Raw genomic sequence first — 22,992 nt, forward strand, 5'->3', positions numbered from 1 at the left:
CGCCCGGCGAGCAGCACGCCGCCGGGTGTCGAGCGCGACCCGCCGACGACGAGCGCCTGGCCCCGGCTGTACTTGCTGCCCTCGGGCTCGGGCAGCGGCCAGTCCTCGAGCAGGTGCGGCGTCACCGGCCGGGGGGCGTCGGCGTCGCCGCCCCGGACGGCCACCGGCACCTCAGCCACGGCCCACACCCACCTCGTCCGAGGCGCCCGGCTGGTCGGTGACCTCGACGCCGACGTCGCGCAGGTGCGAGTCGATGTTGTAGTCGCTCACCCGCCAACCGGTCGGGGACTCCTCGTCGCGCTCCAGCCGGCAGATGGCGGCGTTCTTGAGCGGCTCGGTGCGCGAGCGCTCGAGCACTCCCTCCTCGTCGAGCCCTTCGGCGACGTAGGTGAACATGAGGATGACGACGTCGTGCGCGGTGACGAGGACACTGTCGTGGCTCTCCGTGCTGCCGATGTCGGTGAGCACCGCGCGCACCCGCATGGCCACGTCGGCCCACGACTCGCCGCCCGGCGGGCGGTAGTAGAACTTGCCGATCCACTCGCGCCGCTCCGCCTCCTCGGGGTACTTCGACCGTATGCCGGCCGCGGTGAGCATGTCGGTGATCCCCATGTCGCGGTCACGCAGCCGCTCGTCGACCCGCAGGTCGAGCTCAGTCTCGGCCACCGACAGTGCGATCTCGGCGCTCTCCCGCGCCCGCCGGTAGGGACTCGTCCACACGATCCCGGGGCGCTCGCCGTCCGGCAGCGTCGAGAGCCACCGCCCGACGGCACCGGCCTGCTCACGACCGAGCCCGGAGAGGGCGACGTCGGGGTCACGGGCGGGCACGTCGATCCGCTCGAGGCGCTCGCGCTGCGCTGACTCGGCGGCGACGTTGCCCTCGGACTGTCCGTGCCGGACGAGGATGATGCTGCTGGCTGGCATGGGACGAGGCTATTGCGGATTCCCGTCGTCCGCAGGAGTCCGGGTCGCCCCCGTCGGCGGCATCGGTGCTGGTCAGCCCACCCAGACGCCCTCGCGCATGAGGGTGCGGTCGGCGAGCTCGGGGTACTCGCGCCACGCCTGCACCACGACCGGCGTGACGAGGTAGGCGGCATACGCAGGACCGGACTCGCGCGGGTCCCAGCCGGTGCGGACGGCATACGACTCCCAACGCTCGGCCGGGAGCGTGTCGAGAGGAACCTCCTCGACCGAGCCCTTGACCATGACGACGTCGCGCAGCCCTCCGAGGGCGAGGCGGACGACGCCGCTCTCGCGCATGTTGCGACCCGCGGGGGTGTCGCGACCGGTCGCGAGGAGCAGTCGCGAGCCGTCCCAGTCGAAGGACAGCGGCACGAGACCCGGTCCGCCGCCGTCCGGAGGGGCCGTCGCCACCCACAGGTCGATGTCGGTCTCGAGCCGGGCGCGGGTGTCGGCCAGCCGCACGTCGCGCGGTCGCGGAGCGTCCATGGGCCCATCCTGCCCTCCGGGCCCTACGCTTCGAGCATGGTCGTCGTCGCCTACGTGCTCGCCGTGGTCGCCGCGGCCATCCACGTCTACATCTTTCGGCTCGAGTCGGTCGCCTGGACCGCGCCTGCCACGCGCAAGGTCTTCGGCACGACGCCGGAGACGGCGGAGGTGACGAAGCCGATGGCCTACAACCAAGGCTTCTACAACCTCTTCCTCGCCGTCGTCGCGCTCGTCGGGGTGGCCCTGCACGCCTCCGGGTCCGAGGACGCGGGCGCTGCGCTCATCTTCGCCGGGTGCGGGTCGATGGCCGCGGCCGCGCTCGTCCTCGCCGCGAGCGACTCCACCAAGCTGCGACCTGCCGCGATCCAAGGGGTCGCCCCGACCCTCGCCGTCCTCGCCCTGCTGCTCGGCTGACGGAGCGTCGAGCCATGGCAGCCCTGTTCGCCGAGTCGGCCGACCTCGACCCCTCCGTCCCGCCATCGGGCACCGGATGCGCCGAATGCACTGCGGCACAGGGCTGGTGGGTCCACCTGCGCCGGTGCACCGCCTGCGGCCACGTCGGCTGCTGCGACACCTCCCCCGAGCAGCACGCGACCGCTCACTTCCGCGAGACGGGTCACCCCATCGTCGCGAGCTTCGAGCCCGGTGAGGCGTGGCTGTGGAACTACGCCACCGAGGAGATGGGTCGCGGTCCCTCGCTCGCCGAGCCGACCGCGCGCCCGGAGGACCAGCCGGTGCCCGGGCCGCAGGGCCGGGTGCCCGACAACTGGCGCGACCTCATCCACCGGTGAGCGGACGGCATACCCGCATGGACGACGTCACCCGGTTCCTCGCAGAGCAGCAGTACGTCGAGCTGACGACCTTCCGCCGCAGTGGCGCCGGCGTCCCGACGCCCGTGTGGGTCGCGCCCGACGGCGACGACCTCCTCGTCGTCACGGTCGACGGCACGGGCAAGACCAAGCGGCTCGCACACACCGACCGAGTCGAGCTGCGACCGTGCAGCGTGCGCGGGGAGGTCGCTCCCGAAGCACCCCGGTATGCCGGTCGCGCACGTGTGGAGCGTGACGCCGCCTCCGTTGCCCGCGTCAAACGGGCCATCGGGGCGAAGTACGGCTGGTGGTACCGCGCGCTCACCGTCGTGGAGCCCGTCCTCGAGAGACTGCCCGGGCGCAGGCCGCGGGCCGCGGTCGTCATCACCGACGTCGTGCCGCTCGACTCCTGAGCTCCTTCTCGATCCCGTGGGCGAAGCCGGAGCCCATGGCCGTGAGCACCCCGTGCATCGACGCCTGCACCGCCGGGCGTGCGATGCCGGGGAAGGGGAGGTCGACGGACACCGAGAGCTCCATGCGCAGGTGGGTCGACCCCTCCGGCCGGGCGCCGGTGAGGTCGTAGCGGCCGTCGGTGCCGGCCCGCTCGTGCCCGTCGGGCTCGTGGGTGAAGGTGATGCGAGAGGTCGGGTCGAAGTCCATCCGCTCGGTGAAGTCGAGCTCGACGTGCCTGCCCAGCACGGGGATCCGCACGAGCTGCCAGTGCCAGAGGTCGCCGTCCGCGGTGATGGCGCGCACCATCGGCGTGATCCTGGCGATCGTCGACGGATCGGTGAGGACCTCCCAGACGAGGTCGCGCTCATGGGCCACCGTCGCCTCGGAGGTCTTCGTCGCGGTGAAGGTCGCCATCGTCAGTAGCCTGCCACGAGCGAGACGCAGGCACCGCCGAGCACGAAGCTGCCGACCGCGAGCCCGAGCATGATGCCGATGCCCCACGACCTCGTCTGGCGCGCGATGAGCAGCGGTGAGGCGAGCAGCACCGGGATGACCGTCACGAGGAGGACGAGGAGCTCGACCGGCGCGTCGAGGCCCGCCAGTGCGAACGCGAGGAGGGGTGAGCCGACGGAGACGAAGAGTCCGATGAGGGCGCCGAGGACGACCTTGCCCCACGTCGCCATCCCGGGTGCCGGTGGTCGCTGTGCGTAGGTCGCGCCGTAGGGACCGTAAGGCTGCTGGCCCGGCGCCAGCTGTCCCGGTGGCAGCTGGCCGTACGGCGGTGGCGGGTACTGGCCTCCGGGCTGCTGCCATCGCCCCGGGGGCTGCCCCTGGTGCGGCGGTGGCCCTGGCGGGGGCACGGGTCCGCGGGGTTCCTGTCCCTCGGGTGGCTGGTCGGTCATCGGGCTCCTTCCCGGACGTCGAGGGCGGTCACCACAGCCGCCACGGGCCGAAGCCGACGACGAGCGCGGCGATGGCGAGGAGGACGAGCGTGGCGAGGTAGGCGAGGACGAGGCGGGTGTCGCCGAGCAGGCACCTCGAGCGGAGCAGCCCGGCCCTGCGCGCGCGGGCGTAGCCGACGACCCCGAGGCCGGCGAAGAAGGCGAGGGCCAGGGGTCCGAGCAGCCAGCCCAGCAGGGCGACGGTCGCGAAGATGCAGAGCCTCAGCGGGTCCGGGGCCGCCGCGGCCTCCCCGCCGGCCGCGGCCGGCGCACCCACGCCGGCCGCCGACGGCGAGGTGCCCGCGAGGTTCAGGGAGTCGGTTGGCACGATGCGCGGGTCGGTCATGCCCGGACTCCCGTCGCCGTCGAGATCCGGGTGCGGGACAGGGGCGCCCACGCCTGGACCGCGCAGAACGGTGCGCACTGGTGCGCGTCCGTCTCGGCGTTGACCGTGGCGACGTGGACGCAGCACTGGGTGAGCCGTTCCTCGATCATCGTGTTCATGTCCATGAAGGGCTTGACCGTCACGCGCAGCACTCGCTCGCCGAGCAGCGTCCGCAGCTTCTCGTGCCGCCCCGGCAGCTGCGACGACGCGAGGGTGGCGAGGGTCCCGATGCCGAGGTCGCAGCTCGTGCAGATGTCCTTCCAGATCGTCGCCATCGACGGGTGCGACAGCGACGACTGCTCGCTGAGGAGGTCGAGTAGGGAGCCGCGCACGATCGCCTTCATCGCGTCCGGGATGGCGTCGTCGGCGATCCGGTTCGCGAGGAGGTCGGGCTCGAGGTCGAGCCACTCCTTGAGCCGGTCGTGACCGATGAGCGAGGTGAGCGAGCGCCACTCGCCCGCGTCGTCGCGCAGGAGGTAGCCGACCGAGCAGCAGTGCGGGTGGCTGCAGGGCAGTGCCGTGAGGTCGCGCCACGTCACCTGGCCGCCGGTCTGGCCCTCGAGCCGGGCGAGGACGCCGGTGTGGGTGAGCCGGTCGAGAGGGTCGACCCCGCTGCCCCGGCCGCTCCCGAAGACCGGCTGGATCGTGACCCCACCGACGTAGGGCGTGTCGAGGGCGCGCTTGACGACGTGGCCGATCTCGTCGTCGTTGACGCCGAGCGCCGCCGTCATCGTCAGCGTCGTGAAGACCCCTGCGCCCGAGAGCCGCTCGATCGCGCGCTCCTTGAAGCGGCGGATGTCGGCGCCCCGGTGGGTGATCGACGCCTGCGCCGACTCGCCGTCGTACTGGAGGTAGACCTCGACGCGCTCGCGGTGGCGGCGCAGGAGCGCGAGCAGCTCGTCGTCCTGGGCGATGCGCAGCCCGTTGGTGTTGACGAGCACCCGCACGATCGGCCGGGCCGTCACCGCGTCGAGCAGCTCCTCGAGCCGAGGGTAGAGCGTCGGCTCTCCGCCGGAGAGCATGAGGACGTCGATCCGGCCGTTCTCGCGGGAGAGCCGGGTGTCGATCGACGCGAGCACCTGCTCCAGCGGCGCGACCGAGGCCAGCGCGGGTGAGGACTCCGCGAAGCAGGTCGGGCACTTGAGGTTGCAGTGGTCGAGCAGGTCCTCGAGGAGGATGCACGTGTGCTGGGTCTGCATCTGCGGCAGACCGTCCTCGTAGGCGCTGGGCACCGGCTTGAAGTTGCCGAGGGTGTCGGGCTCGTGGACCTTCGTCGGCGCCGTCCACTGCTCGAGGTAGGCGAGGATCTCGGGCGACTCGTCATAGAGCGTGCGGACGAGCCCGTGGTCGGGACAGCCGCGCTCGAGCCACACCCGGCCGTCCCGCACGGCGAGCCAGCCGCTGAGCCGGCGCACCTCGGCGAGCGGCCGGTCGGGCCGCTCCTCGTGGCACAGGGGGCAGAACGCGTTGACGTAGCGGTGCACGCGCGAGTCTCGCAACGGCATACCGGCTCCTCGGGGTGCGCTCACGCGCTCACCTCCACGGGCGGGGCGGGACGGGTGGGTGCGTACGCACCGGACCGCCAGCGCCACGCGATGCGCGCCAGCACGACCGGGACGGTCACGGCGAGGAAGAGCTGCGGCCGGGTGAGACCCATCCAGACGACCTCGTTGCCGCGCACCGCCTCGACGGCGAACCGGAAGACCCCGTATGCCGCGACGTACCAGACGAAGGTCTCTCCCGGAGGCAGGTCGCGGTGGCGAAGCCACAACCACAGCACCGCGAACGCCGTGGCGTGGAAGGCGATCTCGTAGACGAACGACGGGTGGAGCGGCACCCCGGCGACGCTCCCCGTCCGCTCGGCCGCGGCGGCGTCGAGGGTGATGCCCCAGCCGCCACCGGTGGGCGTGCCCGGCTCCTCGGTGAGCAGGCAGCCGACCCGCCCGACGGCCATGCCGAGCGCGACCGCGGGTGCGAAGAGGTCGCCGGTCCGCAGCCGGTAGCCGGTGAGCCTCTTGGCGACGTGGACACCGAGCCAGGCGCCGACGAGCCCGGAGAGGATGGAGCGGTTGCCGTGGAGCCACTGCTCCATGACCGAGGCGTTCTGCCTGAGGTCGAGGTGCTGGAGCCACGTCCCCATCCGCATGAGGACCGCGCCGCCGACGACGGCGCCGAGGACGACGTGGAGCAGCCGTTCGTCGCGCTGGCCACGACGCCGGGCCTCGAGGACGAAGGCCACCGCGGCCGCGACGACCCCGAGGGCCACGAAGAGCTCGTGGGCCGGGACGGGGCCGAGGCGGGGGATCACGTGGACACCCTCCCACCCGAGCCGGGCTCGCGCCCGAGTATCGGGACTCAGCCACGCGCGGTGCGAGGTCAGGGGACGAGGCCGCGCTCGCGGGCCAGCGCCGCGGCCTCGGTGCGCGACGAGGCGCCGAGCTTGGCGAGGATGCGCGAGACGTGGACGCTCGCCGTCTTGGTCGAGATGAAGAGCTGTGCGCCGACCTGCCCGTTGCTCAGGCCTCGGGCGACGAGCTCGAGCACCTCCTGCTCGCGCGGGGTGAGGGCGTAGGGGTCGTCCGTCGCGGTGGCCGGTGCCGACTCGAGTGCGTCGAGCTCGCGGAGCAGGGGGCCGGCACCGAGACGTGTCGCCACCTCCCGCGCCAGGTCGGCCTCGCGGCGAGCGCCGGCGACGTCACCCGAAGCACGCAGGACGGCGGCGAACCTCGCCCGCGACCGCGCCGTCTCGTAGGGGTGGCCGTAGCGCTCGAACGCGTCCACCGACTCATGCCAGGCCGCCACCATGTCTCCAACCGGCGGCGGGGTGCCCTGTCCGGTGAGCCACCGCACCCGCAACAGCTCGGCGCGCAGGCGACGGTCCCAGGCCCACGTCTCGGTGTTGGTGTCCTCGATGGCCGACGTCGTGGGCTCGAGCACGCCCCGCTGCGGCTCGCCGACTATGGCGTCGACCCGGGCCGTCATGGTCTCCAGGTCGGCCGTCGCGCGGCGCAGCAGTGCGGCGTCGAGCTGTGGTGCGTTGCCCGCCACCTGCCCGGCGACGAGAGCGGTCAGTCGCACGATGGCGTGGAACCGGCCCCACGTGCGCTCGAGGTCGTCGACGGCGTCCTCGGCGATGTCGAGGGCGCGCGCGAGTTCACCCCGGTGGCCGTAGTGCTCGACGGCCGGCATGACGAGCTGGACGACGCCGAACCCGTCGACGTGCCACCACTCGCGCACCGCCGCGATCTCGCTCTCGGCGATGTCCTCGCCGCGCGCGGCCCGCACCGACATGAGCGCGGCGTCGAAGAACGACCGCCCCGGCTGGGGCAGGGCGGGTCGGTGACGTGCAGCCGCCGGACCGCGCCGTCCCAGTCCCCGATCTCGTATGCCGTGAGCCCACCGATGAGTCTCGACTCGAGTGCGAAGGGGGCCCAGTCGATGTGGAGCTCCGCGGCGAGGGCTGCGCCGCGGTCGTAGGACTCGAGCGACTGCTCGAGGTGCCCGCGCCGGTGGTGCATCGTCGCCGCTTGGTGGTGGATGCGCACCCGCAGCGGGTCGCGGTCGCCGAGGTCGGCGAGCAGGCCCTCGATGTGGCGCTCGAGCGCGTCGAGGTCGTCGTGGACCTCGATGACCCGCGACATGACCGTGCGGATCTCGGTGAGCGGGGTCCCGAGGCGCTCGGCGAGCCCGGTCGCCTCCTCGCCGAGGGCGGCGGCCTCGGGGTACTGCCTGGTGTCGACGAGCTGCTGCATGTGCGCGGTCATGACGAAGAGCCGGTCGGCGTCGTCACCCTGCGGCGCGAGGGCCATCGCCTCGGTCGTCATGTCGAGCGGTGACTGCGCGAAGGCGAGGTCGACGAGCCGGCACCGGTTGGCGCAGGTGGCGAGCAGCCGGGCGCGCACGGTCGGGGACTGGTCGGGGCCGGGGTGCTCGATGCGGTCGCGCAGCAGCTGCACCGACCGGACGATGTCCCCGGCGGTGAGCGCCGCGTCGGAGGCCTCGAGGCTCACCTCGTCGCGCTCGGGTGCCTCTTCGGGCAGCCAGCCGAGGGCGTCCTCGAAGTGCTGGAGGGCGTTCGCCGGGCCACCTACCGCGAGGTCCGCACGCGCGGCCTCGCGGGCCGCCCGCACCGCGGTGACGAGGTCGCCCGACGCGGCGGCGTGACGAGCCAGCTCTGCGGGCGAGCCGAGGCCGGGATCGGCGGCCAGCGCACCGGCATACGCGCGGTGCAGGCGGATCCGCTGCCCCGGGAGGAGGTCGGCGGTCGTCGTCTCGGCGAGGAGGGCGTGGCGGAAGGCGTAGGCGGGCGGCCACCGCGTCTCGATGACGTGCCGTTCGACGGCCTCGGCGATCGCCGCCTCGAGCTCCGCCTCGTCGAGGTCGACGAGGCGGACGAGGAGGTCGTGGGAGATCGTCCGGCCGCCGACGGCCATCGTGCGCACGACCTCCTGGGCCGGCGCGGAGAGCTGCTCGACGCGGGCCCACAGGACCCGGCTGAGGCCACCGGAGATCGGCTGTCCCGAGACGGTGCTCGCGGCGAGCTCCTCCGCGAAGAACGGGTTGCCCTCGGCCCGGCGGGTGATCTCCTGCGTCGTGCGGGCGCCGAGGTCGAGCGAGCCCGCGGTGGCGACGATGTCGCGGATGGCGGCGTCGTCGAGCGGCTTGAGGTCGACGTGCTCGACACCGGCGATGCGCGCCCAGACGGCAAGGGTCTCGTGGAGCGGGTGGCGGCGGTGGAGGTCGTCGGAGCGGTAGGTGACGACGAGCGCGACGGCCGAGGAGAACCCGCGCGTGAGCAGGAGGGTCATGAGGTCGCGCGAGGACGGGTCGGCCCAGTGGGCGTCCTCGAGCACGACGAGCAGCGGTGACCGCTCGTCGACGACGGTGAGCAGGGCGTGGACGGCCTCGGCGACCTGGCCGGGCGAGGACGCGCCGGCGGTGTCGCGGCGACCCGGCAGCAGCACGGCGAGGGCGGGGCGCGTCGCGACGACCTGCTCGACGGCCTCGGGGTCGAGGACCTCGAGCCGCGAGACGAGCTCGGTGAAGGGGAGGTGGGCGACGCCGCTGCCGGACTGGCCGACGCAGTGCCCCCACGCGACGGTCCAACCGGCCTCCTCGGCGTCGGCGGAGACGCGGGCGAGCAGGCTCGACTTGCCGATGCCCGCGTCGCCGGACACGACGACGCCGCCCCCGCGAGGCGCGTCGAGTCCGAGGATCTCGACGAGCCTGGCGAGGTCGGCGTCGCGTCCGACGAGCTCGCGCACGGGAGGGGTCATGAGTCGAAGTATCGACGACTCCACCGACTCGGGCGCGAGCCCCACTCCGGAGGTCACCCGGTTCAGCGGGTGCGGCGGGCGGCGCTGACACGGGCCCGCACGCGGCGGATCACGTGGAGCGAGGAGCCCGGGCGCTCCTGCGTCTCGGGGAACTGGCCGTAGCGGGCGTGCATCTCCGCGCGGACGGCCTCGGGGGTGATGAAGGAGGTGTTCATCGCTGGTCCTTTCCGACCTGGCTGTTGCTGACTCCTCAACAGTCGTCGGGTGAGGTAGCCGCCCACATCGGTCAGGTGCCGTATTTCGTGCGTGGCCGCCTACCTCAGGCGGGGCGTGACGCCTACCTCTGGACCCCCGTATGCCGTCCGCCCGGCGCGGGGTGCGGACACTGGGGCTCGCGAGCCGGAGCGCCGCTCCCGAGCCTCGTCAACGAGGCTCGCGAACGGACACCCGGCTCGGGAGCCGGGTGTCCGTTCGTGTGATGAGTCAGAAGACGGGCTTGCCGCCGGTCACCCCGACGACGGTGCCGGAGACGTAGCTCGCCTCGTCGGAGGCGAGGAAGACGTAGGCCGCGGCGACCTCGACGGGCTGGCCGGCCCGGCCGAGCGGGGTGTCGGACCCGAAGCCCTCGACCTTCTCCTCCTCCATCGTCGCGGGGATGAGAGGGGTCCAGATCGGCCCGGGTGCGACGGCGTTGACCCGGATGCCGCGCGGTCCGAGCTCGCCGGCGAGGTTGACGACGAGGTTGTTGAGGGCGGCCTTGGTCGCGGCGTAGTCGAGGAGATGGCCGGACGGCTCGTAGGCCTGGATCGACGTCGTGACGATAACGCTGCCGCCGCTCTTCTCGAGCTCACCCGCCAGGGCCTGCACGAGCCAGAACGTCGAGAAGACGTTCGTCGCGAAGGTGCGCTGGATCTGCTCGGGCGGGAAGGCCTCGAGGTCGTCGAAGGTCATCTGGTAGGCCGCGTTGCAGATGAGGACGTCGAGGCCGCCGAGCACCTCGACGGCGTCGGTCGCGAGCGTCTGGTTGGCCGCGAGCTCGGTGAGGTCGGTGGCGAAGAGGTGCGCCGTGCCGCCGGCCTCTGCGACCGCCCGCACCGTGTCCTCGGCGTCGGACTGCTCCTGCGGCAGGTGGGCGATGGCGATGGTCGCGCCCTCCTTGGCCATGGTCACCGCGACGGCCCGGCCGATCCCTGAGTCTCCGCCCGTGACGAGGACGCGCTTGCCCTCGAGCCGGCCCCGTCCGGTCCACGACGACTCCCCGTGGTCGGGGGTCGGTGACAGCTCGTCGGTCGTCCCGGGCCAGTCCTGCTGCTGGCCGGGGATGTCGGTGAGCTCCTGCGTGGACGTGCTCTGCGCGTTCAACGTCTGGTCGTCGGTGGGCATGGGTCTCCTCCTCGTTGCCGGGTGTGGGTGCTCGTCCTGTCCTACCCACCCTGCACTGGAAGGATGCCTCCATGCCCGACTACGGCCTCGACCTCGAGTTCGGCGTCTTCCCCAACCCGGACGCGGCCCGCCACCGCGAGGTGCTGGAGCTCGCCCAGCTCGCCGACGTCCTCGGCCTCGAGCACGTGAGCGTCCAGGACCACCCCTACCAGGCCAGGCACCTCGACACGTGGACGCTGCTCTCGGCCATCGGTGCGCGCACGAGCCAGGTGCGGCTCTCGACGAACGTCGCCAACCTGCCGCTGCGCCCACCGGTCGTGCTCGCCAAGGCCGCCGCAACCCTCGACGTCCTCACCGGCGGCCGCGTCGAGCTGGGGCTCGGGGCGGGCGCGTTCTGGGACGCCATCGAGGCGGCCGGTGGCCCGCGGCGCAGTCCGGGGGAGGCGGTCGACGCGCTCGTCGAGGCGATCGGAGTCCTGCGCGGCTTCTGGGCCGGGGAGACCGGCCGGCACGACGGCGAGCACTACTCCACCCGCGGCCTGCGACCCGGTCCGCGGCCGGCGCACGACATCCCCATCTGGGTCGGGGCCCTCAAGCCGCGGATGCTCCGGGTCACCGGACGGCTCGCCGACGGCTGGATCCCGAGCCTGGCCTACGCCCCACCCGAGGCGCTGCCCGAGATGAACGCCCGCATCGACGACGCGGCCATCACCGCTGGGCGCGCACCGCAGGATGTCCGCAGGCTCTACAACGTCCACGGTCGGTTCGGCACCGGCTCGGGGCTGCTCCAGGGGACCCCGAAGGACTGGGCCGAGCAGCTCACCGACCTCGCCGTCGGCCTCGGGATGAGCACCTTCATCCTCGCCACCGACGACCCCGACGTCCTGCGCCGCTTCGCCGAGGAGGTGGCGCCACTGACCCGTGAGCTCGTCGCGGCCGAGCGGGAGGGCGGCGGTCGCGAGACGTCCGAAAGCACACCATCGGCGGCGACCAACGACCCCGAAGTGCGTGCGTCCGCCGAAACCGTTGCGACACAGTCGTCCTCGCGCTTCACCGCCCATCAGCTCGCCATCCCCGCCCACCTCGTCGAGGTCCACGACTACCTCCGGGCCGAGCTCGACCAGGTGCGCGACATCGTGCGCCAGGTCCGCGAGGGCCACGCGACGGTGGGCTCGGCACGGTCGGCGATCAACACGATGACGATGCGCCAGAACAACTGGACCCTCGGCGCCTACTGCGAGTCCTACTGCCGGATCGTCACCGGCCACCACACCAACGAGGACCGCGGCATGTTCCCCCACCTGCTGCGGGCGGACCCCACGCTCGAGCCGGTCGTCACCCGGCTCCAGGACGAGCACGAGGTCATCGCCGACCTGCTCGACGGCCTCGACCGGGCTCTGGTCGCGCTCGTCGCCGACCCGGCCGACGGCAGTGAGGGCCACCGCGCCATCGACGCGCTCTCCGACGCCGTCGACGACCTCGCCGAGTCCCTGCTCGCCCACCTGTCCTACGAGGAGGAGGCGCTCCATGACGCCCTCGCCACCCACGGCTTCGGCTGAGCCCGCCGACGTCCCGGGCATCCCGCTCGACGCCGTCGCCTTCTACCGCGAGCTCGGGGCCTCCAACACCCGCGAGTGGTGGGCCGCCTCCAAGGACAGGTATGCCGCCAACGTGCGTGAGCCGCTGGAGCACCTCGGCGACGTGCTCACCGAGGAGTTCGGGGAGCCCAATGTCTTCCGCCCGAACCGGGACGTGCGCTTCAGCAAGGACAAGCGCCCCTACAAGGACCACCAGGGCCTCTTCGTGCCGACCTCGGCCCGGATGGGGTGGTACGTCCAGGTCGGCCCCGACGGCCTCCGGACCGCGGGCGGCTTCTATGCCTCGGAGTCCGACCAGGTCGCCCGCTACCGCGCCAGCGTGCAGGACGACGTCGCGGGTGCCCGCCTCCAGCACATCGTGGAGACGTTGTCCGACAACGGTTTCGACATCGGAGGCGACGTGCTCGCGACGCGGCCACGCGGCATACGCGAGGACGCCCCGCGACTCGAGCTGCTGCGGCACCGGACGCTCACTGCGTCACGGGACCACGGCACGCCGGACTGGCTCGAGACCGAGGAGGTCTTCGAGCGGGTGCGGGCGGACTGGGCGGCGATGCGGCCGCTCGTCGAGTGGTGTGACCAGTACGTCGGGGCGAGCGAGAAGCCGGGACGCGGGCGATGAGCGCGCGACTCCGCCGCGCACGACCCGAGGACGTCGACGAGATCGCCGGCGCCCTGCCCGGGGCCGAGCTCGGCATCTCGTGGGGCGACCGGCCGACCTGGAAGGTGGGGGGCAAGGGGTTCCTGCTCTACCGGATGCCGCACAGGACCGCGGTCGACCCCGAGACGGGCGAGATGTGGGACGACCTCCTCGTCGTGTTCACCCCTGACATGGGCGTCAAGCAGTCGCTCGTCGAGGCCGACAACCCGTTCTTCGACATCCCGCACTTCCGCAGCCACCCCGGCGTGCTCGTGCGACTCTCCCGGCTCGGCGAGATCGACCGCGACGAGCTCGAGGAGATCATCACCGAGGCGTGGGCTGCCCGGGCGCCCAGAAAGGCCGTCCGCGAGCACCTCGGCCCTGAGACCCTGGCTCCATGAGCGGTGACGGGACCAAGGAGTCGCCCTGGGAGCTCACGACGGCACCCGGGACGTCGGCATACACGATGTGGCGGGACGAGGAGGCCGATCCGCCCGTCCTCGTCTGCCAGGTCGGGACGACCACGCTGAAGTACCACCTCAGCGCCGTCGACGACCTGCACGCCTGGCTGGTCGAGCAGGGCGACTGGGTGGAGCTCGGCGCCGCCGACGAGAAGAAGGACGCCAAGGACGGCACGATCGAGGCGTGGGGCCGGTCCGAGGACAACCCGGTCGGTGGCTGGTACGGCCTGCGCAAGGGCTACCGCGGGCGCTTCGGGATGTACCTCCCGCCGCTGCTGGAGGAGCTGGGCCTCGTGGAGCTCGAGCACAACCCCCGCAACAACCGCGCCCGGGCCCTCTGAGGCGCCGGCACCCACGAGTCGAGGAGTCGACAGACCATGCAGATGCCCAAGCACAGCGACGAGGCCAAGGCGTACTTCCGTACACTCGTGCCCGACGTCCCCGGCGTCACTTGAAGCCGATGTTCGGGTCGGTCGGCGCCTTCGTCAACGGCAACATGTTTGCCGGGCTCTTCGGGGACTCGCTCGGGGTCAAGCTCGACGACGCGGCCTCGAGGAGCTGCGCGCCCTGCCGGGCACCGGGCCGTTCGGGCCGGCGGAGCGGCCGATGAACGGCTGGCTCTCGCTGCCGCCCGGGCTGGGCGACGCCGATGCCGCGGACTGGTTCGAGCGGGCCCGGGCCCACATCGCGACCCTGCCGCCCAAGGTCAAGAAGCCGACGAAGAAGGCGCCGGGCAGGCCGACGAGCTGACCGCGAGCCGACCGCGATACGACCGACGAGCCGACCGACGAGCCGGGCCGAACCAAGCCGTCCGCAGCGGATCCGCAGTGACGTCGCAGCGGTGGCCCCCACGGTGGGGTCATGAGCGAGCGCGCGGGCACGCCCGTGCGGTGGGTGCCCGGTGGTCGTCAGCTCGGGCACGGCGCTGCGATGTCGCTGTGATTCCCCTTCCCGTCCCCGTGCACAGCTCGCCAACTCCTCCCGTTCGACACGGGAGGTACCGGTCAGTTCCGGGGCTCGCGGATCGAGGTCCGCACCGAGAAGAGCTCCGGGAAGAAGGTGAGCTCGAGCGCGCGCTGGAGGAACCCGACGCCGCTCGAGCCACCGGTCCCGGTCTTCATGCCGATGACCCGCTGGACGGTCTTGAGGTGGCGGAAGCGCCACAGCTGGAAGTTGTCCTCGAGGTCGACGAGCTCCTCGCACGCCTCGTAGACGTCCCAGTGCTGCTCGGCGTCCTCGTAGATCCCGGTGAGCACGCGCACGAGCTCCTCGTTCGGGACGTGCGCGACGCTCACGTCGCGCTCGAGGATCTCCTGCGGCACGGCATACCCACGTCGGGCGAGATACCTGAGGAACTCGTCGTAGATGCTCGGCGCCTCGAGGAGCTCCTCGAGGAGGGCGTGGGCGGCGGGATCGGCCTCGTGGACCCTGAGCATGCCCCGGTGCTTGTTGCCCAGCATGAACTCGACGGCCCTGTACTGCCAGGACTGGAAGCCCGACGCGTGGCCGAGGTAGTGGCGGAACTGGCTGTACTCGGTCGGGGTGAGGGTCGCGAGCACGAACCACTGGTCGGTGAGGGTGCGCTGGATGTGCTTGACGCGGGCGATCCGCTTGAGCGCGATCCGCATCTCGTCCTGCGCGAGGAGGTCGGCGGCCGAGCGCAGCTCGTGCAGGACGAGCTTGAGCCAGAGCTCCGACGTCTGGTGCTGGATGATGAAGAGCAGCTCGTCGTGGTGCTCCGGGTCGCTCACCGGGTGCTGGGCGCTGAGCAGCTCGTCGAGCGCCAGGTAGGAGCCGTAGCTCATCTCCCGGCTGAAGTCGGTGTGGATGCCCGACTCGATGTCCCGGGTGTTGCGCCTCGATGTCTCACTCACGCCGGTCACCCTACGACCGCAGCTCAGATGCGGCGGAAGAGGGCGGCGAGGGCCTGGCCGCCACCGATGCACATCGTCACGACGCCGGTCTCGAGGTCGCGCCGGTGCAGGTCCTTGGCGACCCGGAGCGAGAGGATCGCGCCGGTCGCGCCGACCGGGTGGCCGAGGGCGATGGCACCGCCGTAGGGGTTGACCTTGTCGGGGTCGAGCTTGGCGTCGCGGACGACGGCGACGGCCTGCGCGGCGAACGCCTCGTTGACCTCGAAGGTGTCGATGTCGTCGGCGCCCAGCCCGGTCTGCTCGAAGAGCTTCTCGAGCGCGACGACCGGTGCGTAGCCCATGAGCTCGGGCTCCATCGCGCCCGTCGTCACGGCCTCGAGGGTGACGAGCCCGGCGAGCCCCCGCTCCGCGGCCACGGACTCGCGGGCCAGGACGACGGCAGCCGCGCCGTCGTTGATGCCGGAGGCGTTGCCGGCCGTCACCGTGCCCTCCTTGGCGAAGGCGGGCCGCAGCCCGGCGAGCGCCTCGAGCGTCGTGCCCGGCTTGGGGTGCTCGTCCTCGGTCGCGGTGAACGGCTTGCGGCCACCGACCTCGACGGGGGTGATCTCCTCGGCGAAGGCGGCCCGGCCGGCCTCGCTCGTCGCGAGCTGCTGGCTGCGGAGGGCGAACTCGTCCTGCTCCTCGCGGCTCACGCCGTAGCGCGCCGCGACGTTCTCGGCGGTGACGCCCATGTGGATGCCGTGGAACGGGTCGGTGAGCATCATGACGGTGCCGTCGACGAGCTCACGGTTGCCGAGGCGGTAGCCCGCGCGGGCACCGAAGTCGTAGAACGGCATACGCGACATGGACTCGTCGCCGCCCGCGAGCGCGAGGTCGACGCCTCCCCAGCGCATCTGCATCGCCGCCGACCAGATCGCCTGGAGTCCCGAACCGCAAAGCCGGTTGACCGTGTATGCCGGTGCCGACGTCGGGAGCCCGGCCGCCAGCGCGACGCGCCGCGCGTTGTAGGCGTCGGGCCCGACCTGGCCGATGCAGCCCATGACGACCTCGTCGACGTCCTCCGCCGCGACGCCGGAGCGGATGAGCGCCTCGCGGGCCGCGGTGGCGCCGAGCTCGTGGGCGGGCACGTCCTTGAACATGCCGCCGAAGCTGCCGATCGGGGTGCGGGCGCCGTCGACGAGGACGATCTTCTCGGTGCTGGGGTCTGCGGGGGAGGCGGTCATGGCGCCCATCGTAGGAAGCCGGTCAGCACGGGGACAGGGCTGCGCGGTGTGACGTGCGCGGGACCTAGTGTGTGGCGGTGACCCGTCCCGCCGGCCCCGACCGCCCCCTGCACGCCCTCTGGCAGCGCCACCGCCGCTACCGCGGCCGCCTCGTCGCCGCCGTGACGATGTCGACCGTCAACAAGGTCGCCGACGTCATGCCCGAGCTCCTCATCGGTGCGGCGATCGACGTCGTCGTCCGCGGTGACGACTCGTTCGTCGGCGAGCTGCTCGGGATCGAGTCCCGCTACGCCCAGCTCGGGTGGCTCGCGGCCTTCAACGTCCTCGTGTGGGTCATCGAGTCGGCGTCGCAGTACGTCGCGGACGTGCTGTGGCGCGGTCTGGCCCAAGGGGTCGAGCACGACCTGCGGGTCGAGGCCTACGACCACGCGCAGCACCTGGACATGTCGTGGCACGAGGGGCGGGCGAGCGGCACGACCCTCGCGACCCTCAACGACGACGTCAACCAGCTCGAGCGGTTCCTCGACGTCGGCGCGGCCGCGATCCTCCAGACGGCGCTCAACGTCGTGCTCGTCGGCGCGGTCTTCGCGGCGTCGAGCCTCCAGCTCTTCGTGCTCGCCTTCCTGCCGATCCCGCTCATCATCGCCGGGTCGCTCGTCTTCCAGCGCCGCCTCGAGCCGCTCTACGGACGGGTGCGCGAGAGCGTCGCCGACCTCTCGGGTGCGCTGAGCGCCAACCTCGCCGGCATCTCGACGATCAAGGCGTTCACGGCCGAGGACCGCGAGCGGGACCGCATCGCCGCGTTGTCGACGGCCTACCGCAAGGCCAACGTCGACGCGATCCGCTCCAGTGCGGCCTTCGTCCCGCTCGTGCGGATGGCGATCCTCGCCGGCTTCACGTGCACCCTGCTCTTCGGTGGCTGGTCGGCGCTGAGGGGCGACCTCGAGGTGGGTCTCTACTCGGTGCTCGTCTTCATGACCCAGCGCCTGCTCTGGCCGCTGACCGAGGTCGCGACCGTTCTCGACCTCTACCAGCGCGGCCGCGCGTCTGCCGGTCGCATCCTGCGGCTGCTCGACGAGCCGGTCACCGTGCCCGCGGGCACCGAGGCGCTTCAGCGGCCGGTGCGTGGTGCGGTGGAGCTCCGCGGCGTGACAGCGGGCTACGGCGAGGGTCCGGCGGTCCTCCACGGCATCGACATGGTCATCCCCGCGGGCGAGACGCACGCCGTCGTCGGCGCGACCGGCTCGGGCAAGTCGACGCTGCTCCGCCTCGTGCTGCGCTTCGACGACCCGCGCGAGGGCTCGGTGCGCCTCGACGGGCGCGACGTGCGCGAGCTCGACTGGGACTCGCTGCGCGGGTCGATGGGCTACGTCGCACAGGACGTCTACATCTTCTCGGGCTCGGTGGCCGACAACATCGCCTACGGGCGGCCCGACGCCACGCGCGAGGAGGTGCGCGAGGCGGCGGTTGCGGCCGCGGCGGCCGACTTCATCGAGGCGCTGCCGGACGGCTTCGACTCGCACCTCGGCGAGCGCGGCGTCAACCTCTCCGGCGGACAGCGGCAGCGCATCGCCCTCGCCCGGGCGCTCCTGCGCGACCCCGCCGTGCTCGTCCTCGACGAGGCGACGAGCGCCGTCGACAACGAGACCGAGGCCGCGATCCAGGACTCCCTGCGAAGGGCCACGCTCGACCGCACCGCGATCGTCGTCGCCCACCGCCTCTCGACAGTCCGGCACGCGCACCGCATCTGGGTGCTCGACGCCGGGCGCGTGGTCGAGGCCGGCACGCACGACGAGCTGCTCGGTGCGGGCGGCAGCTATGCCTCGCTGTGGCGGGTGCAGACCGGCGAGCTCTGAGGCGGCCATCTGTGCTGGACTGCGGGGATGGAGCACACCGCCGTCGTCCTCGTCGCCCACGGCACCCGTGACGCCCGCGGGGCCGAGACCGTCCGCCGCCTCGCCCAGCGGGTGGACGGGGCCCTGCCCACGCAGGAGGTGGCGCTCGCGTTCGTCGACGTCCAGTCACCGCTCGTCGGCGAGGTCCTCGACGACGTCATGACGCGGCACACGTCGGTCGCGGTCGTCCCCCTGCTGCTGAGCCGCGGGTTCCACGTCGACGTCGACATCGCCGACGCGGTGGCGGGCCACCCGGGGTCGTTCGCGCTCGCGCAGCTTGGGCCGGACCCGCTGCTCGCGACCCTGCTGCTCGAGCGGCTGCGCAAGGCCGGGGCGCCGTCGAGCGCCCACGTCGTCCTCGCCGCCGCCGGCTCGAGCCGCGCCGAGGCGGCCGAGGACGTCGAGGTCGCCGCCGAGCAGCTCGCCGCCGGGTGGGAGGCGCCGGTGTCGGTCGCCTACGCCGCGGGGACGGCCCCCTCCGTGCCCGACGCGGTCGCCGCAGCCCGCGACAGCGGCGCGCCCTCGGTAGTGGTGGCGTCCTACCTCCTCGCCGAGGGGCACTTCCACGACCGGCTCGACGACGCCGGCGCCGACCTGGTCACCGCACCGCTGGCATCCGACGACGAGGGCGCCGACGCCGTCCTCGCCGTCGTCCTCAGCAGGCTCGGATCCTCGTGACCCCGATGGGTGCCGTTCGGGTCGAGTACCCATAGGTGTTCACGAACACCTATGGGTGCTCGACCCGAACGCACCACCATCCCCGCAGGCGGCGCACCCTGTCCGTTCCATCGGGCTCCGCCCCAGCGGCTCAGTTCGCGGCGAGGTCGTGGGCCGTCGCGTGGTGCGGCTCGTAGAGCATGACGTCGTCGGCGCCGGGCACGGACATGAAGACGACGACCCCGAAACCGCGGTCGACCGGGTCGGTCGTGAAGGTCGCCCCGCGCGCCGCCAGCTCGTCCATCGTCGCCCGCAGGTCGTCGCACATGAGCGAGATCGAGTGGTGGCGCGGCACGTGGTCCCCACCCTCACCGGTCGTCGGGTGCACCCCGAGCTCGCTGGGGCCCGAGCGGAAGATCGGCCACTCCGGCTCGCCCTCGGCCACCGGGTCCGAGGCCGACGGCCACCCCAGGACGTCCCTGAAGAAGGCCCGGGTCGCCGGGGCGTCGTCCGAGTAGACCAGCGTGTGCACCGCGGTGATCATCTCTCCACGGTAGGCCCGTCGCGCCGCCGCCGGTAGGGGTCGGCGTCAGTCGGTCGAGGCCGTCGCGATGTCGCGGTGCCACGACTCGGTCCTGTATGCCGTGACCCACCCCATCGAGAGGTAGAGGCCGTCCGCCCCGGTCGGGGAGTCGGCGTCGACCTCGAGCCCGACGCGGTTGTGCCCGCGCTCGGCAGCATCGCGGATCACGGTGTGCAGCAGGGCCTTCGCCACCCCGCGTCCGCGGGACAGCCGGTGGACCCCGATGTAGTCGACATAGCTCCCGAGCGCGCCGGAGTCGTCCGGCGGCAGGATCGTCGCGACGAGGGCGCCACCCGGCACGGTCTCACCGTCGACGTCGAGCTCGGCGATCCACCAGTGGTCCCACCTGTGTCCGGGGTCCTCGCGCAGCCGCGACAGGAACTCGGGGAACGACTCCCGATAGCTGTTGAAGTGGTCGGCGAAGGACTCCTCGAGCATCCGGTGCACCGTCTGGAGGTCGGCGGCGACGGGGAGCCCGTTGTCGTGCTTGGCTACCCGCCGGATCGTCACGCCCTCGCGCGGCGCGGGCAGGGCACCGGGATCCGCCTCGGCGGCCGACACCGGCCGCGACATCTGCAGCCACGTGCGGGTCTGTCGGTAGCCGGCTGCGGCGAGCCAGCGGCGCTGGCGCTGGTCGTCGGCGTAGGCGCCCGAGTCGAGCTGGGTGCCACCGAGGTCGCGCCCCCCGGCGATGACCCGGCCGGCCTCCTCGGCCCAGGCGAAGAGCGCGGTGGCCAGTGCGTCGGCGTCGCCCTCCTCGAGACCCTCGGCGGCCACCGTCACCTCGACGAGGGTCCGGCCGCTCGCCCGGTCGTGCACCGTCGCCCAGCCGATGACCGTGCCGTCGGCATCGGTGACGAGCGCCTGGTGGCGCGTCCACGAACCGGTGCCGGCGACGTTGCTCTCGACGGTGTCGACGTCGACCGTGCCCGAGCCCTTGGCCATCCGCTGATGCGCCTCGGACAGCGAGACGAGGGCCGTGACGTCGTCACGTGCAGGGACGCGCGCGACCCAGCCGGACGGCATACCCGCCAGGTCGGGGAGACCCGACTGGTGAGGCGGAATCTCGTTCTCGGACAACGGATCTGGCGTCTGCGACGTCATGCGATGGGTCCTCCGGACTCCACGATCGGGACAAGGTCGGCGATCGAGTCCATCACGGCGGTGGGACGGTAGGGAAACAGCTCGACGTGGTCGGGGCGGGTCGAGCCGGTGAGCACGAGCACGGTGCGGAGCCCCGCCTCGAGCCCGGACACCATGTCGGTGTCCATCCGGTCGCCGACCATCACGGTCGTCTCGGAGTGCGCCTCGAGCCGGTTGAGCGCGCTGCGCATCATGAGCGGGTTGGGCTTGCCGACGTAGTAGGGCTGGCGGCCGGTCGCGGTCGAGATGAGCGCGGCGACCGAGCCGGTCGCGGGCAGCGTGCCCTCGGTCGAGGGGCCGCTGACGTCGGGGTTCGTCGCGATGAACCGGGCGCCCTTCTCGATGAGCCTGATCGCCTGGGTGATCTGCTCGAAGGAGTAGGTGCGGGTCTCGCCGAGGACGACGTAGTCGGGCTTGCGGCTCGTGAGGATGTAGCCGACGTCGTGCAGCGCCGTCGTCAGGCCGGCCTCGCCGACGACGTAGGCCGTGCCCTGCGGTCGCTGGTCCGCGAGGAACTGCGCCGTCGCCATCGCCGAGGTCCAGATCGACTCCTCGGGGACGTCGATGCCGCTGGCGAGGAGCCGGGCCCGCAGGTCGCGCGCGGTGTAGATCGAGTTGTTCGTGAGGACGAGGAACGGCCGGCCGGCGGCCTTGAGCGCCTCGATGAACTCGGTGGCACCGGGGATGGCGTGCTCCTCGTGCACGAGAACGCCGTCCATGTCGGTCAGCCAGGTCTCGACCGGCGGGTGTTCGGTCATCGGGGGTCCTCTGTCATTCCGCCATTGTGGTGCCTACGGTGGAGACATGGCGCACGCACAGGCATCCCGGACCGAGTCGGACACGATGGGACCCGTCGAGGTGCCCGCCGACGCCTACTGGGGCGCGCAGACCCAGCGCAGCATCGAGAACTTCGACATCGGGCGCGACACCTTCGTCTGGGGCCGGCCGATGATCCGGGCGCTCGGCATCCTCAAGAAGGCTGCGGCACAGGCGAACGGCGAGCTCGGCGAGCTGCCCGAGGACGTCGCCGAGCTCATCGTGCGGGCCGCCGACGACGTCATCTCGGGCGACCTCGACGAGCACTTCCCGCTCGTCGTCTTCCAGACCGGCTCGGGCACGCAGTCCAACATGAACGCCAACGAGGTCGTCTCCAACCGCGCCATCGAGCTCGCCGGCGGGGAGCGCGGCTCGAAGTCGCCGGTCCACCCCAACGACCACGTCAACCGCGGACAGTCGAGCAACGACACCTTCCCGACGGCCATGCACATCGCCGTCGTCCTCGAGGTCGTCGAGCGTCTCGAACCCGCGGTCGCGGAGCTGCGCGAGGTCCTCGACGGCAAGCGGACGGCATACGAGGACGTCGTCATGGTGGGCCGCACGCACCTGCAGGACGCGACACCGGTGACGCTCGGGCAGGTCTTCGGGGGATGGGTCGCGCAGATCGACGACGCGATGCAGGCCCTCTCGTATGCCGTGGAGTCGGCTCGCGCTCTCGCCATCGGTGGCACCGCCGTCGGGACCGGGCTCAACGCGCACCCGAGGTTCGGCGCGCTGGCCGCTGAGAGGATCGCGGCCGAGACCGGGCAGGCGTTCCGGCAGGCGCCGGACCTCTTCGCGGCACTGTCGGCGCACGACGCGCTGGTCGGGGTGAGCGCCGGGCTGCGCACCCTCGGTGGGGTGCTCATGAAGCTCGCCAACGACGTCCGCTGGTATGCCTCCGGGCCCCGCAACGGGCTCGGCGAGCTGCGGATCCCCGAGAACGAGCCCGGGTCGAGCATCATGCCGGGCAAGGTCAACCCGACCCAGGCCGAGGCGCTGACGATGGTGGCGACGCGGGTCTTCGGCAACGACGCGACGGTGGCGTTCGCGGGGTCGCAGGGCAACTTCCAGCTCAACGTCTACAAGCCGGTCATGGCGCACGCAGTGCTCGAGTCGACCCGGCTGCTCGCCGACGCGTGCCGCTCGTTCACCGAGCACTGCGCCCGGGGGATCGAGCCCAACGAGGAGCGGATCGAGGCCAACCTCGCGAGCAACCTCATGCTCGTCACCGCGCTCAACCGGCACATCGGCTACGACAAGGCCGCGGCGATCGCCAAGAGCGCGCACAAGCAGGGCCTGTCGCTGCGCGAGGCGGCGGTCGCGTCCGGCCACGTCACGGAGGAGCAGTTCGACGAGTGGGTCGTGCCCGAGGACATGACCCACAGCTAGACGCCTCGGCGCGG

The 22,992-nt window shown here is 72.4% G+C and carries 27 protein-coding genes; 11 read left to right on the plus strand and 16 right to left on the minus strand.

Annotated features, from left to right (window positions below; all coding sequences use genetic code 11):
- Nucleotides 1-171 precede the first annotated feature (171 nt).
- Entirely contained in the window at nucleotides 172-924 is a 753-nt protein-coding gene (locus N798_RS11810; protein WP_035948754.1) for a histidine phosphatase family protein, read from the minus strand.
- Between the two features lie 72 nt (nucleotides 925-996).
- Entirely contained in the window at nucleotides 997-1,449 is a 453-nt protein-coding gene (locus N798_RS11815) for a pyridoxamine 5'-phosphate oxidase family protein (RefSeq protein ID WP_035948755.1), read from the minus strand.
- A gap of 36 nt (nucleotides 1,450-1,485) precedes the next feature.
- Here N798_RS11815 and N798_RS11820 point away from each other — a divergent pair, with 36 nt between their 5' ends.
- Genes N798_RS11820 through N798_RS11830 form a run of 3 tightly spaced genes read left to right on the plus strand, consistent with a single transcriptional unit; the run spans nucleotide 1,486 to nucleotide 2,671 of the window.
- Nucleotides 1,486-1,863, plus strand: a complete 378-nt coding sequence (locus tag N798_RS11820) for a DUF1304 domain-containing protein (RefSeq protein WP_035948756.1) — start codon at nucleotides 1,486-1,488, stop codon at nucleotides 1,861-1,863.
- A 14-nt stretch (nucleotides 1,864-1,877) separates the two neighbouring features.
- Nucleotides 1,878-2,240, plus strand: coding sequence for a UBP-type zinc finger domain-containing protein (locus N798_RS11825; RefSeq protein ID WP_035948757.1), 363 nt, complete (start codon nucleotides 1,878-1,880; stop codon nucleotides 2,238-2,240).
- Between the two features lie 17 nt (nucleotides 2,241-2,257).
- Nucleotides 2,258-2,671, plus strand: a complete 414-nt coding sequence (locus N798_RS11830; RefSeq protein WP_035948758.1) for a PPOX class F420-dependent oxidoreductase — start codon at nucleotides 2,258-2,260, stop codon at nucleotides 2,669-2,671.
- Here the strand turns inward: N798_RS11830 and N798_RS11835 are convergent.
- The 9 genes from N798_RS11835 to N798_RS11865 all read right to left on the minus strand — a co-directional run bounded on the left by N798_RS11835 (nucleotide 2,643) and on the right by N798_RS11865 (nucleotide 10,696).
- Nucleotides 2,643-3,125, minus strand: coding sequence for an SRPBCC family protein (locus tag N798_RS11835; RefSeq protein ID WP_035948759.1), 483 nt, complete (start codon nucleotides 3,123-3,125; stop codon nucleotides 2,643-2,645). The two genes, N798_RS11830 and N798_RS11835, sit on opposite strands and share 29 nt — an antisense overlap.
- A gap of 2 nt (nucleotides 3,126-3,127) precedes the next feature.
- Nucleotides 3,128-3,613 carry a hypothetical protein gene (locus N798_RS18160; RefSeq protein ID WP_156971716.1) on the minus strand — a complete coding sequence of 162 codons (486 nt, stop codon included), beginning with the start codon at nucleotides 3,611-3,613 and terminating at the stop codon, nucleotides 3,128-3,130.
- Nucleotides 3,614-3,641: 28 nt separating this feature from the next.
- A complete protein-coding gene (locus N798_RS11845) occupies nucleotides 3,642-3,998 on the minus strand; it encodes a hypothetical protein (RefSeq protein WP_229708806.1) in 357 nt (118 codons plus the stop codon).
- Nucleotides 3,995-5,566 (minus strand): radical SAM protein, encoded by a 1,572-nt coding sequence (locus N798_RS11850; RefSeq protein ID WP_443093591.1) that lies wholly within the window; start codon nucleotides 5,564-5,566, stop codon nucleotides 3,995-3,997. Before N798_RS11850 ends, N798_RS11845 begins: the two co-directional genes overlap by 4 nt.
- A complete protein-coding gene (locus N798_RS11855; protein ID WP_035948764.1) occupies nucleotides 5,563-6,345 on the minus strand; it encodes a prolipoprotein diacylglyceryl transferase in 783 nt (260 codons plus the stop codon). Before N798_RS11855 ends, N798_RS11850 begins: the two co-directional genes overlap by 4 nt.
- Before the next feature lie 68 nt (nucleotides 6,346-6,413).
- Nucleotides 6,414-7,019: a helix-turn-helix transcriptional regulator gene (locus tag N798_RS18750; RefSeq protein WP_308738198.1), complete on the minus strand. Its 606-nt coding sequence runs from the start codon at nucleotides 7,017-7,019 to the stop codon at nucleotides 6,414-6,416.
- Nucleotides 7,020-7,105: 86 nt separating this feature from the next.
- Nucleotides 7,106-9,313, minus strand: a complete 2,208-nt coding sequence (locus N798_RS11860) for an ATP-binding protein (RefSeq protein ID WP_229708810.1) — start codon at nucleotides 9,311-9,313, stop codon at nucleotides 7,106-7,108.
- Between the two features lie 62 nt (nucleotides 9,314-9,375).
- Nucleotides 9,376-9,528: a hypothetical protein gene (locus tag N798_RS18165; RefSeq protein ID WP_156971717.1), complete on the minus strand. Its 153-nt coding sequence runs from the start codon at nucleotides 9,526-9,528 to the stop codon at nucleotides 9,376-9,378.
- A 268-nt stretch (nucleotides 9,529-9,796) separates the two neighbouring features.
- Nucleotides 9,797-10,696 carry an SDR family oxidoreductase gene (locus tag N798_RS11865; protein ID WP_052117260.1) on the minus strand — a complete coding sequence of 300 codons (900 nt, stop codon included), beginning with the start codon at nucleotides 10,694-10,696 and terminating at the stop codon, nucleotides 9,797-9,799.
- Nucleotides 10,697-10,767: 71 nt separating this feature from the next.
- On the opposite strand from N798_RS11865, the gene N798_RS11870 reads away from it, so the two are divergent.
- From N798_RS11870 to N798_RS18930, 5 genes are all read left to right on the plus strand, one after another.
- Nucleotides 10,768-12,255, plus strand: coding sequence for an LLM class flavin-dependent oxidoreductase (locus N798_RS11870; protein WP_035948766.1), 1,488 nt, complete (start codon nucleotides 10,768-10,770; stop codon nucleotides 12,253-12,255).
- Nucleotides 12,224-12,916: a DUF2461 domain-containing protein gene (locus N798_RS11875; protein WP_052117262.1), complete on the plus strand. Its 693-nt coding sequence runs from the start codon at nucleotides 12,224-12,226 to the stop codon at nucleotides 12,914-12,916. Before N798_RS11870 ends, N798_RS11875 begins: the two co-directional genes overlap by 32 nt.
- A complete protein-coding gene (locus N798_RS11880; protein ID WP_035948768.1) occupies nucleotides 12,913-13,335 on the plus strand; it encodes an MmcQ/YjbR family DNA-binding protein in 423 nt (140 codons plus the stop codon). Before N798_RS11875 ends, N798_RS11880 begins: the two co-directional genes overlap by 4 nt.
- Nucleotides 13,332-13,736: a DUF6855 family protein gene (locus N798_RS11885; RefSeq protein WP_035948769.1), complete on the plus strand. Its 405-nt coding sequence runs from the start codon at nucleotides 13,332-13,334 to the stop codon at nucleotides 13,734-13,736. The genes N798_RS11880 and N798_RS11885 overlap by 4 nt, the downstream gene beginning before the upstream one ends.
- A 265-nt stretch (nucleotides 13,737-14,001) precedes the next feature.
- Complete coding sequence (locus N798_RS18930) at nucleotides 14,002-14,145, plus strand: hypothetical protein (RefSeq protein ID WP_308738196.1); 144 nt, start codon at nucleotides 14,002-14,004, stop codon at nucleotides 14,143-14,145.
- A 254-nt stretch (nucleotides 14,146-14,399) separates the two neighbouring features.
- On the opposite strand, the gene kynA is transcribed toward N798_RS18930, so the two are convergent.
- Both kynA and N798_RS11900 read right to left on the minus strand, forming a co-directional pair.
- Nucleotides 14,400-15,200, minus strand: a complete 801-nt coding sequence (gene kynA / locus N798_RS11895) for a tryptophan 2,3-dioxygenase (RefSeq protein WP_229708835.1) — start codon at nucleotides 15,198-15,200, stop codon at nucleotides 14,400-14,402.
- 92 nt (nucleotides 15,201-15,292) lie between these two features.
- Nucleotides 15,293-16,492 carry a thiolase family protein gene (locus N798_RS11900; protein WP_035948796.1) on the minus strand — a complete coding sequence of 400 codons (1,200 nt, stop codon included), beginning with the start codon at nucleotides 16,490-16,492 and terminating at the stop codon, nucleotides 15,293-15,295.
- A gap of 77 nt (nucleotides 16,493-16,569) precedes the next feature.
- On the opposite strand from N798_RS11900, the gene N798_RS11905 reads away from it, so the two are divergent.
- Both N798_RS11905 and N798_RS11910 read left to right on the plus strand, forming a co-directional pair.
- Nucleotides 16,570-18,348 (plus strand): ABC transporter ATP-binding protein, encoded by a 1,779-nt coding sequence (locus tag N798_RS11905; protein ID WP_229708814.1) that lies wholly within the window; start codon nucleotides 16,570-16,572, stop codon nucleotides 18,346-18,348.
- Between the two features lie 27 nt (nucleotides 18,349-18,375).
- Nucleotides 18,376-19,065 carry a sirohydrochlorin chelatase gene (locus N798_RS11910; protein WP_035948772.1) on the plus strand — a complete coding sequence of 230 codons (690 nt, stop codon included), beginning with the start codon at nucleotides 18,376-18,378 and terminating at the stop codon, nucleotides 19,063-19,065.
- Between the two features lie 130 nt (nucleotides 19,066-19,195).
- Here the strand turns inward: N798_RS11910 and N798_RS11915 are convergent, their stop codons facing one another.
- Genes N798_RS11915 through N798_RS11925 form a run of 3 tightly spaced genes read right to left on the minus strand, consistent with a single transcriptional unit; the run spans nucleotide 19,196 to nucleotide 21,528 of the window.
- Nucleotides 19,196-19,588: a VOC family protein gene (locus tag N798_RS11915; RefSeq protein WP_035948774.1), complete on the minus strand. Its 393-nt coding sequence runs from the start codon at nucleotides 19,586-19,588 to the stop codon at nucleotides 19,196-19,198.
- Nucleotides 19,589-19,633: 45 nt separating this feature from the next.
- The gene (locus N798_RS11920) at nucleotides 19,634-20,731 is read right to left on the minus strand and encodes a GNAT family N-acetyltransferase (RefSeq protein ID WP_308738197.1); all 1,098 of its coding nucleotides are present in this window, start codon (nucleotides 20,729-20,731) and stop codon (nucleotides 19,634-19,636) included.
- Complete coding sequence (locus tag N798_RS11925) at nucleotides 20,728-21,528, minus strand: HAD-IIA family hydrolase (RefSeq protein ID WP_035948778.1); 801 nt, start codon at nucleotides 21,526-21,528, stop codon at nucleotides 20,728-20,730. Before N798_RS11925 ends, N798_RS11920 begins: the two co-directional genes overlap by 4 nt.
- Before the next feature lie 46 nt (nucleotides 21,529-21,574).
- Between N798_RS11925 and fumC the strand changes: the two genes are divergently transcribed.
- Nucleotides 21,575-22,978 carry a class II fumarate hydratase gene (gene fumC / locus N798_RS11930; RefSeq protein WP_035948780.1) on the plus strand — a complete coding sequence of 468 codons (1,404 nt, stop codon included), beginning with the start codon at nucleotides 21,575-21,577 and terminating at the stop codon, nucleotides 22,976-22,978.
- Nucleotides 22,979-22,992 lie beyond the last annotated feature (14 nt).

Source organism: Knoellia flava TL1 (assembly GCF_000768675.1).
Classification (GTDB): domain Bacteria; phylum Actinomycetota; class Actinomycetes; order Actinomycetales; family Dermatophilaceae; genus Knoellia; species Knoellia flava.

Excerpts from the sequence above, each read along its gene's own strand:
- N798_RS11810 (WP_035948754.1), bottom strand. The coding sequence starts at position 924 with ATGCCAGCCAGCAGCATCATCCTCGTCCGGCACGGACAGTCCGAGGGC.
- N798_RS11815 (WP_035948755.1), bottom strand. The coding sequence starts at position 1,449 with ATGGACGCTCCGCGACCGCGCGACGTGCGGCTGGCCGACACCCGCGCC.
- N798_RS11820 (WP_035948756.1), top strand. The coding sequence starts at position 1,486 with ATGGTCGTCGTCGCCTACGTGCTCGCCGTGGTCGCCGCGGCCATCCAC.
- N798_RS11825 (WP_035948757.1), top strand. The coding sequence starts at position 1,878 with ATGGCAGCCCTGTTCGCCGAGTCGGCCGACCTCGACCCCTCCGTCCCG.
- N798_RS11830 (WP_035948758.1), top strand. The coding sequence starts at position 2,258 with ATGGACGACGTCACCCGGTTCCTCGCAGAGCAGCAGTACGTCGAGCTG.
- N798_RS11835 (WP_035948759.1), bottom strand. The coding sequence starts at position 3,125 with ATGGCGACCTTCACCGCGACGAAGACCTCCGAGGCGACGGTGGCCCAT.
- N798_RS18160 (WP_156971716.1), bottom strand. The coding sequence starts at position 3,613 with ATGACCGACCAGCCACCCGAGGGACAGGAACCCCGCGGACCCGTGCCC.
- N798_RS11845 (WP_229708806.1), bottom strand. The coding sequence starts at position 3,998 with ATGACCGACCCGCGCATCGTGCCAACCGACTCCCTGAACCTCGCGGGC.
- N798_RS18750 (WP_308738198.1), bottom strand. The coding sequence starts at position 7,019 with ATGACGGCCCGGGTCGACGCCATAGTCGGCGAGCCGCAGCGGGGCGTG.
- N798_RS11860 (WP_229708810.1), bottom strand. The coding sequence starts at position 9,313 with ATGACCCCTCCCGTGCGCGAGCTCGTCGGACGCGACGCCGACCTCGCC.
- N798_RS18165 (WP_156971717.1), bottom strand. The coding sequence starts at position 9,528 with ATGAACACCTCCTTCATCACCCCCGAGGCCGTCCGCGCGGAGATGCAC.
- N798_RS11865 (WP_052117260.1), bottom strand. The coding sequence starts at position 10,696 with ATGCCCACCGACGACCAGACGTTGAACGCGCAGAGCACGTCCACGCAG.
- N798_RS11870 (WP_035948766.1), top strand. The coding sequence starts at position 10,768 with ATGCCCGACTACGGCCTCGACCTCGAGTTCGGCGTCTTCCCCAACCCG.
- N798_RS11875 (WP_052117262.1), top strand. The coding sequence starts at position 12,224 with ATGACGCCCTCGCCACCCACGGCTTCGGCTGAGCCCGCCGACGTCCCG.
- N798_RS11880 (WP_035948768.1), top strand. The coding sequence starts at position 12,913 with ATGAGCGCGCGACTCCGCCGCGCACGACCCGAGGACGTCGACGAGATC.
- N798_RS11885 (WP_035948769.1), top strand. The coding sequence starts at position 13,332 with ATGAGCGGTGACGGGACCAAGGAGTCGCCCTGGGAGCTCACGACGGCA.
- N798_RS18930 (WP_308738196.1), top strand. The coding sequence starts at position 14,002 with ATGAACGGCTGGCTCTCGCTGCCGCCCGGGCTGGGCGACGCCGATGCC.
- kynA (WP_229708835.1), bottom strand. The coding sequence starts at position 15,200 with ATGAGCTACGGCTCCTACCTGGCGCTCGACGAGCTGCTCAGCGCCCAG.
- N798_RS11900 (WP_035948796.1), bottom strand. The coding sequence starts at position 16,492 with ATGACCGCCTCCCCCGCAGACCCCAGCACCGAGAAGATCGTCCTCGTC.
- N798_RS11910 (WP_035948772.1), top strand. The coding sequence starts at position 18,376 with ATGGAGCACACCGCCGTCGTCCTCGTCGCCCACGGCACCCGTGACGCC.
- N798_RS11915 (WP_035948774.1), bottom strand. The coding sequence starts at position 19,588 with ATGATCACCGCGGTGCACACGCTGGTCTACTCGGACGACGCCCCGGCG.
- N798_RS11920 (WP_308738197.1), bottom strand. The coding sequence starts at position 20,731 with ATGACGTCGCAGACGCCAGATCCGTTGTCCGAGAACGAGATTCCGCCT.
- N798_RS11925 (WP_035948778.1), bottom strand. The coding sequence starts at position 21,528 with ATGACCGAACACCCGCCGGTCGAGACCTGGCTGACCGACATGGACGGC.
- fumC (WP_035948780.1), top strand. The coding sequence starts at position 21,575 with ATGGCGCACGCACAGGCATCCCGGACCGAGTCGGACACGATGGGACCC.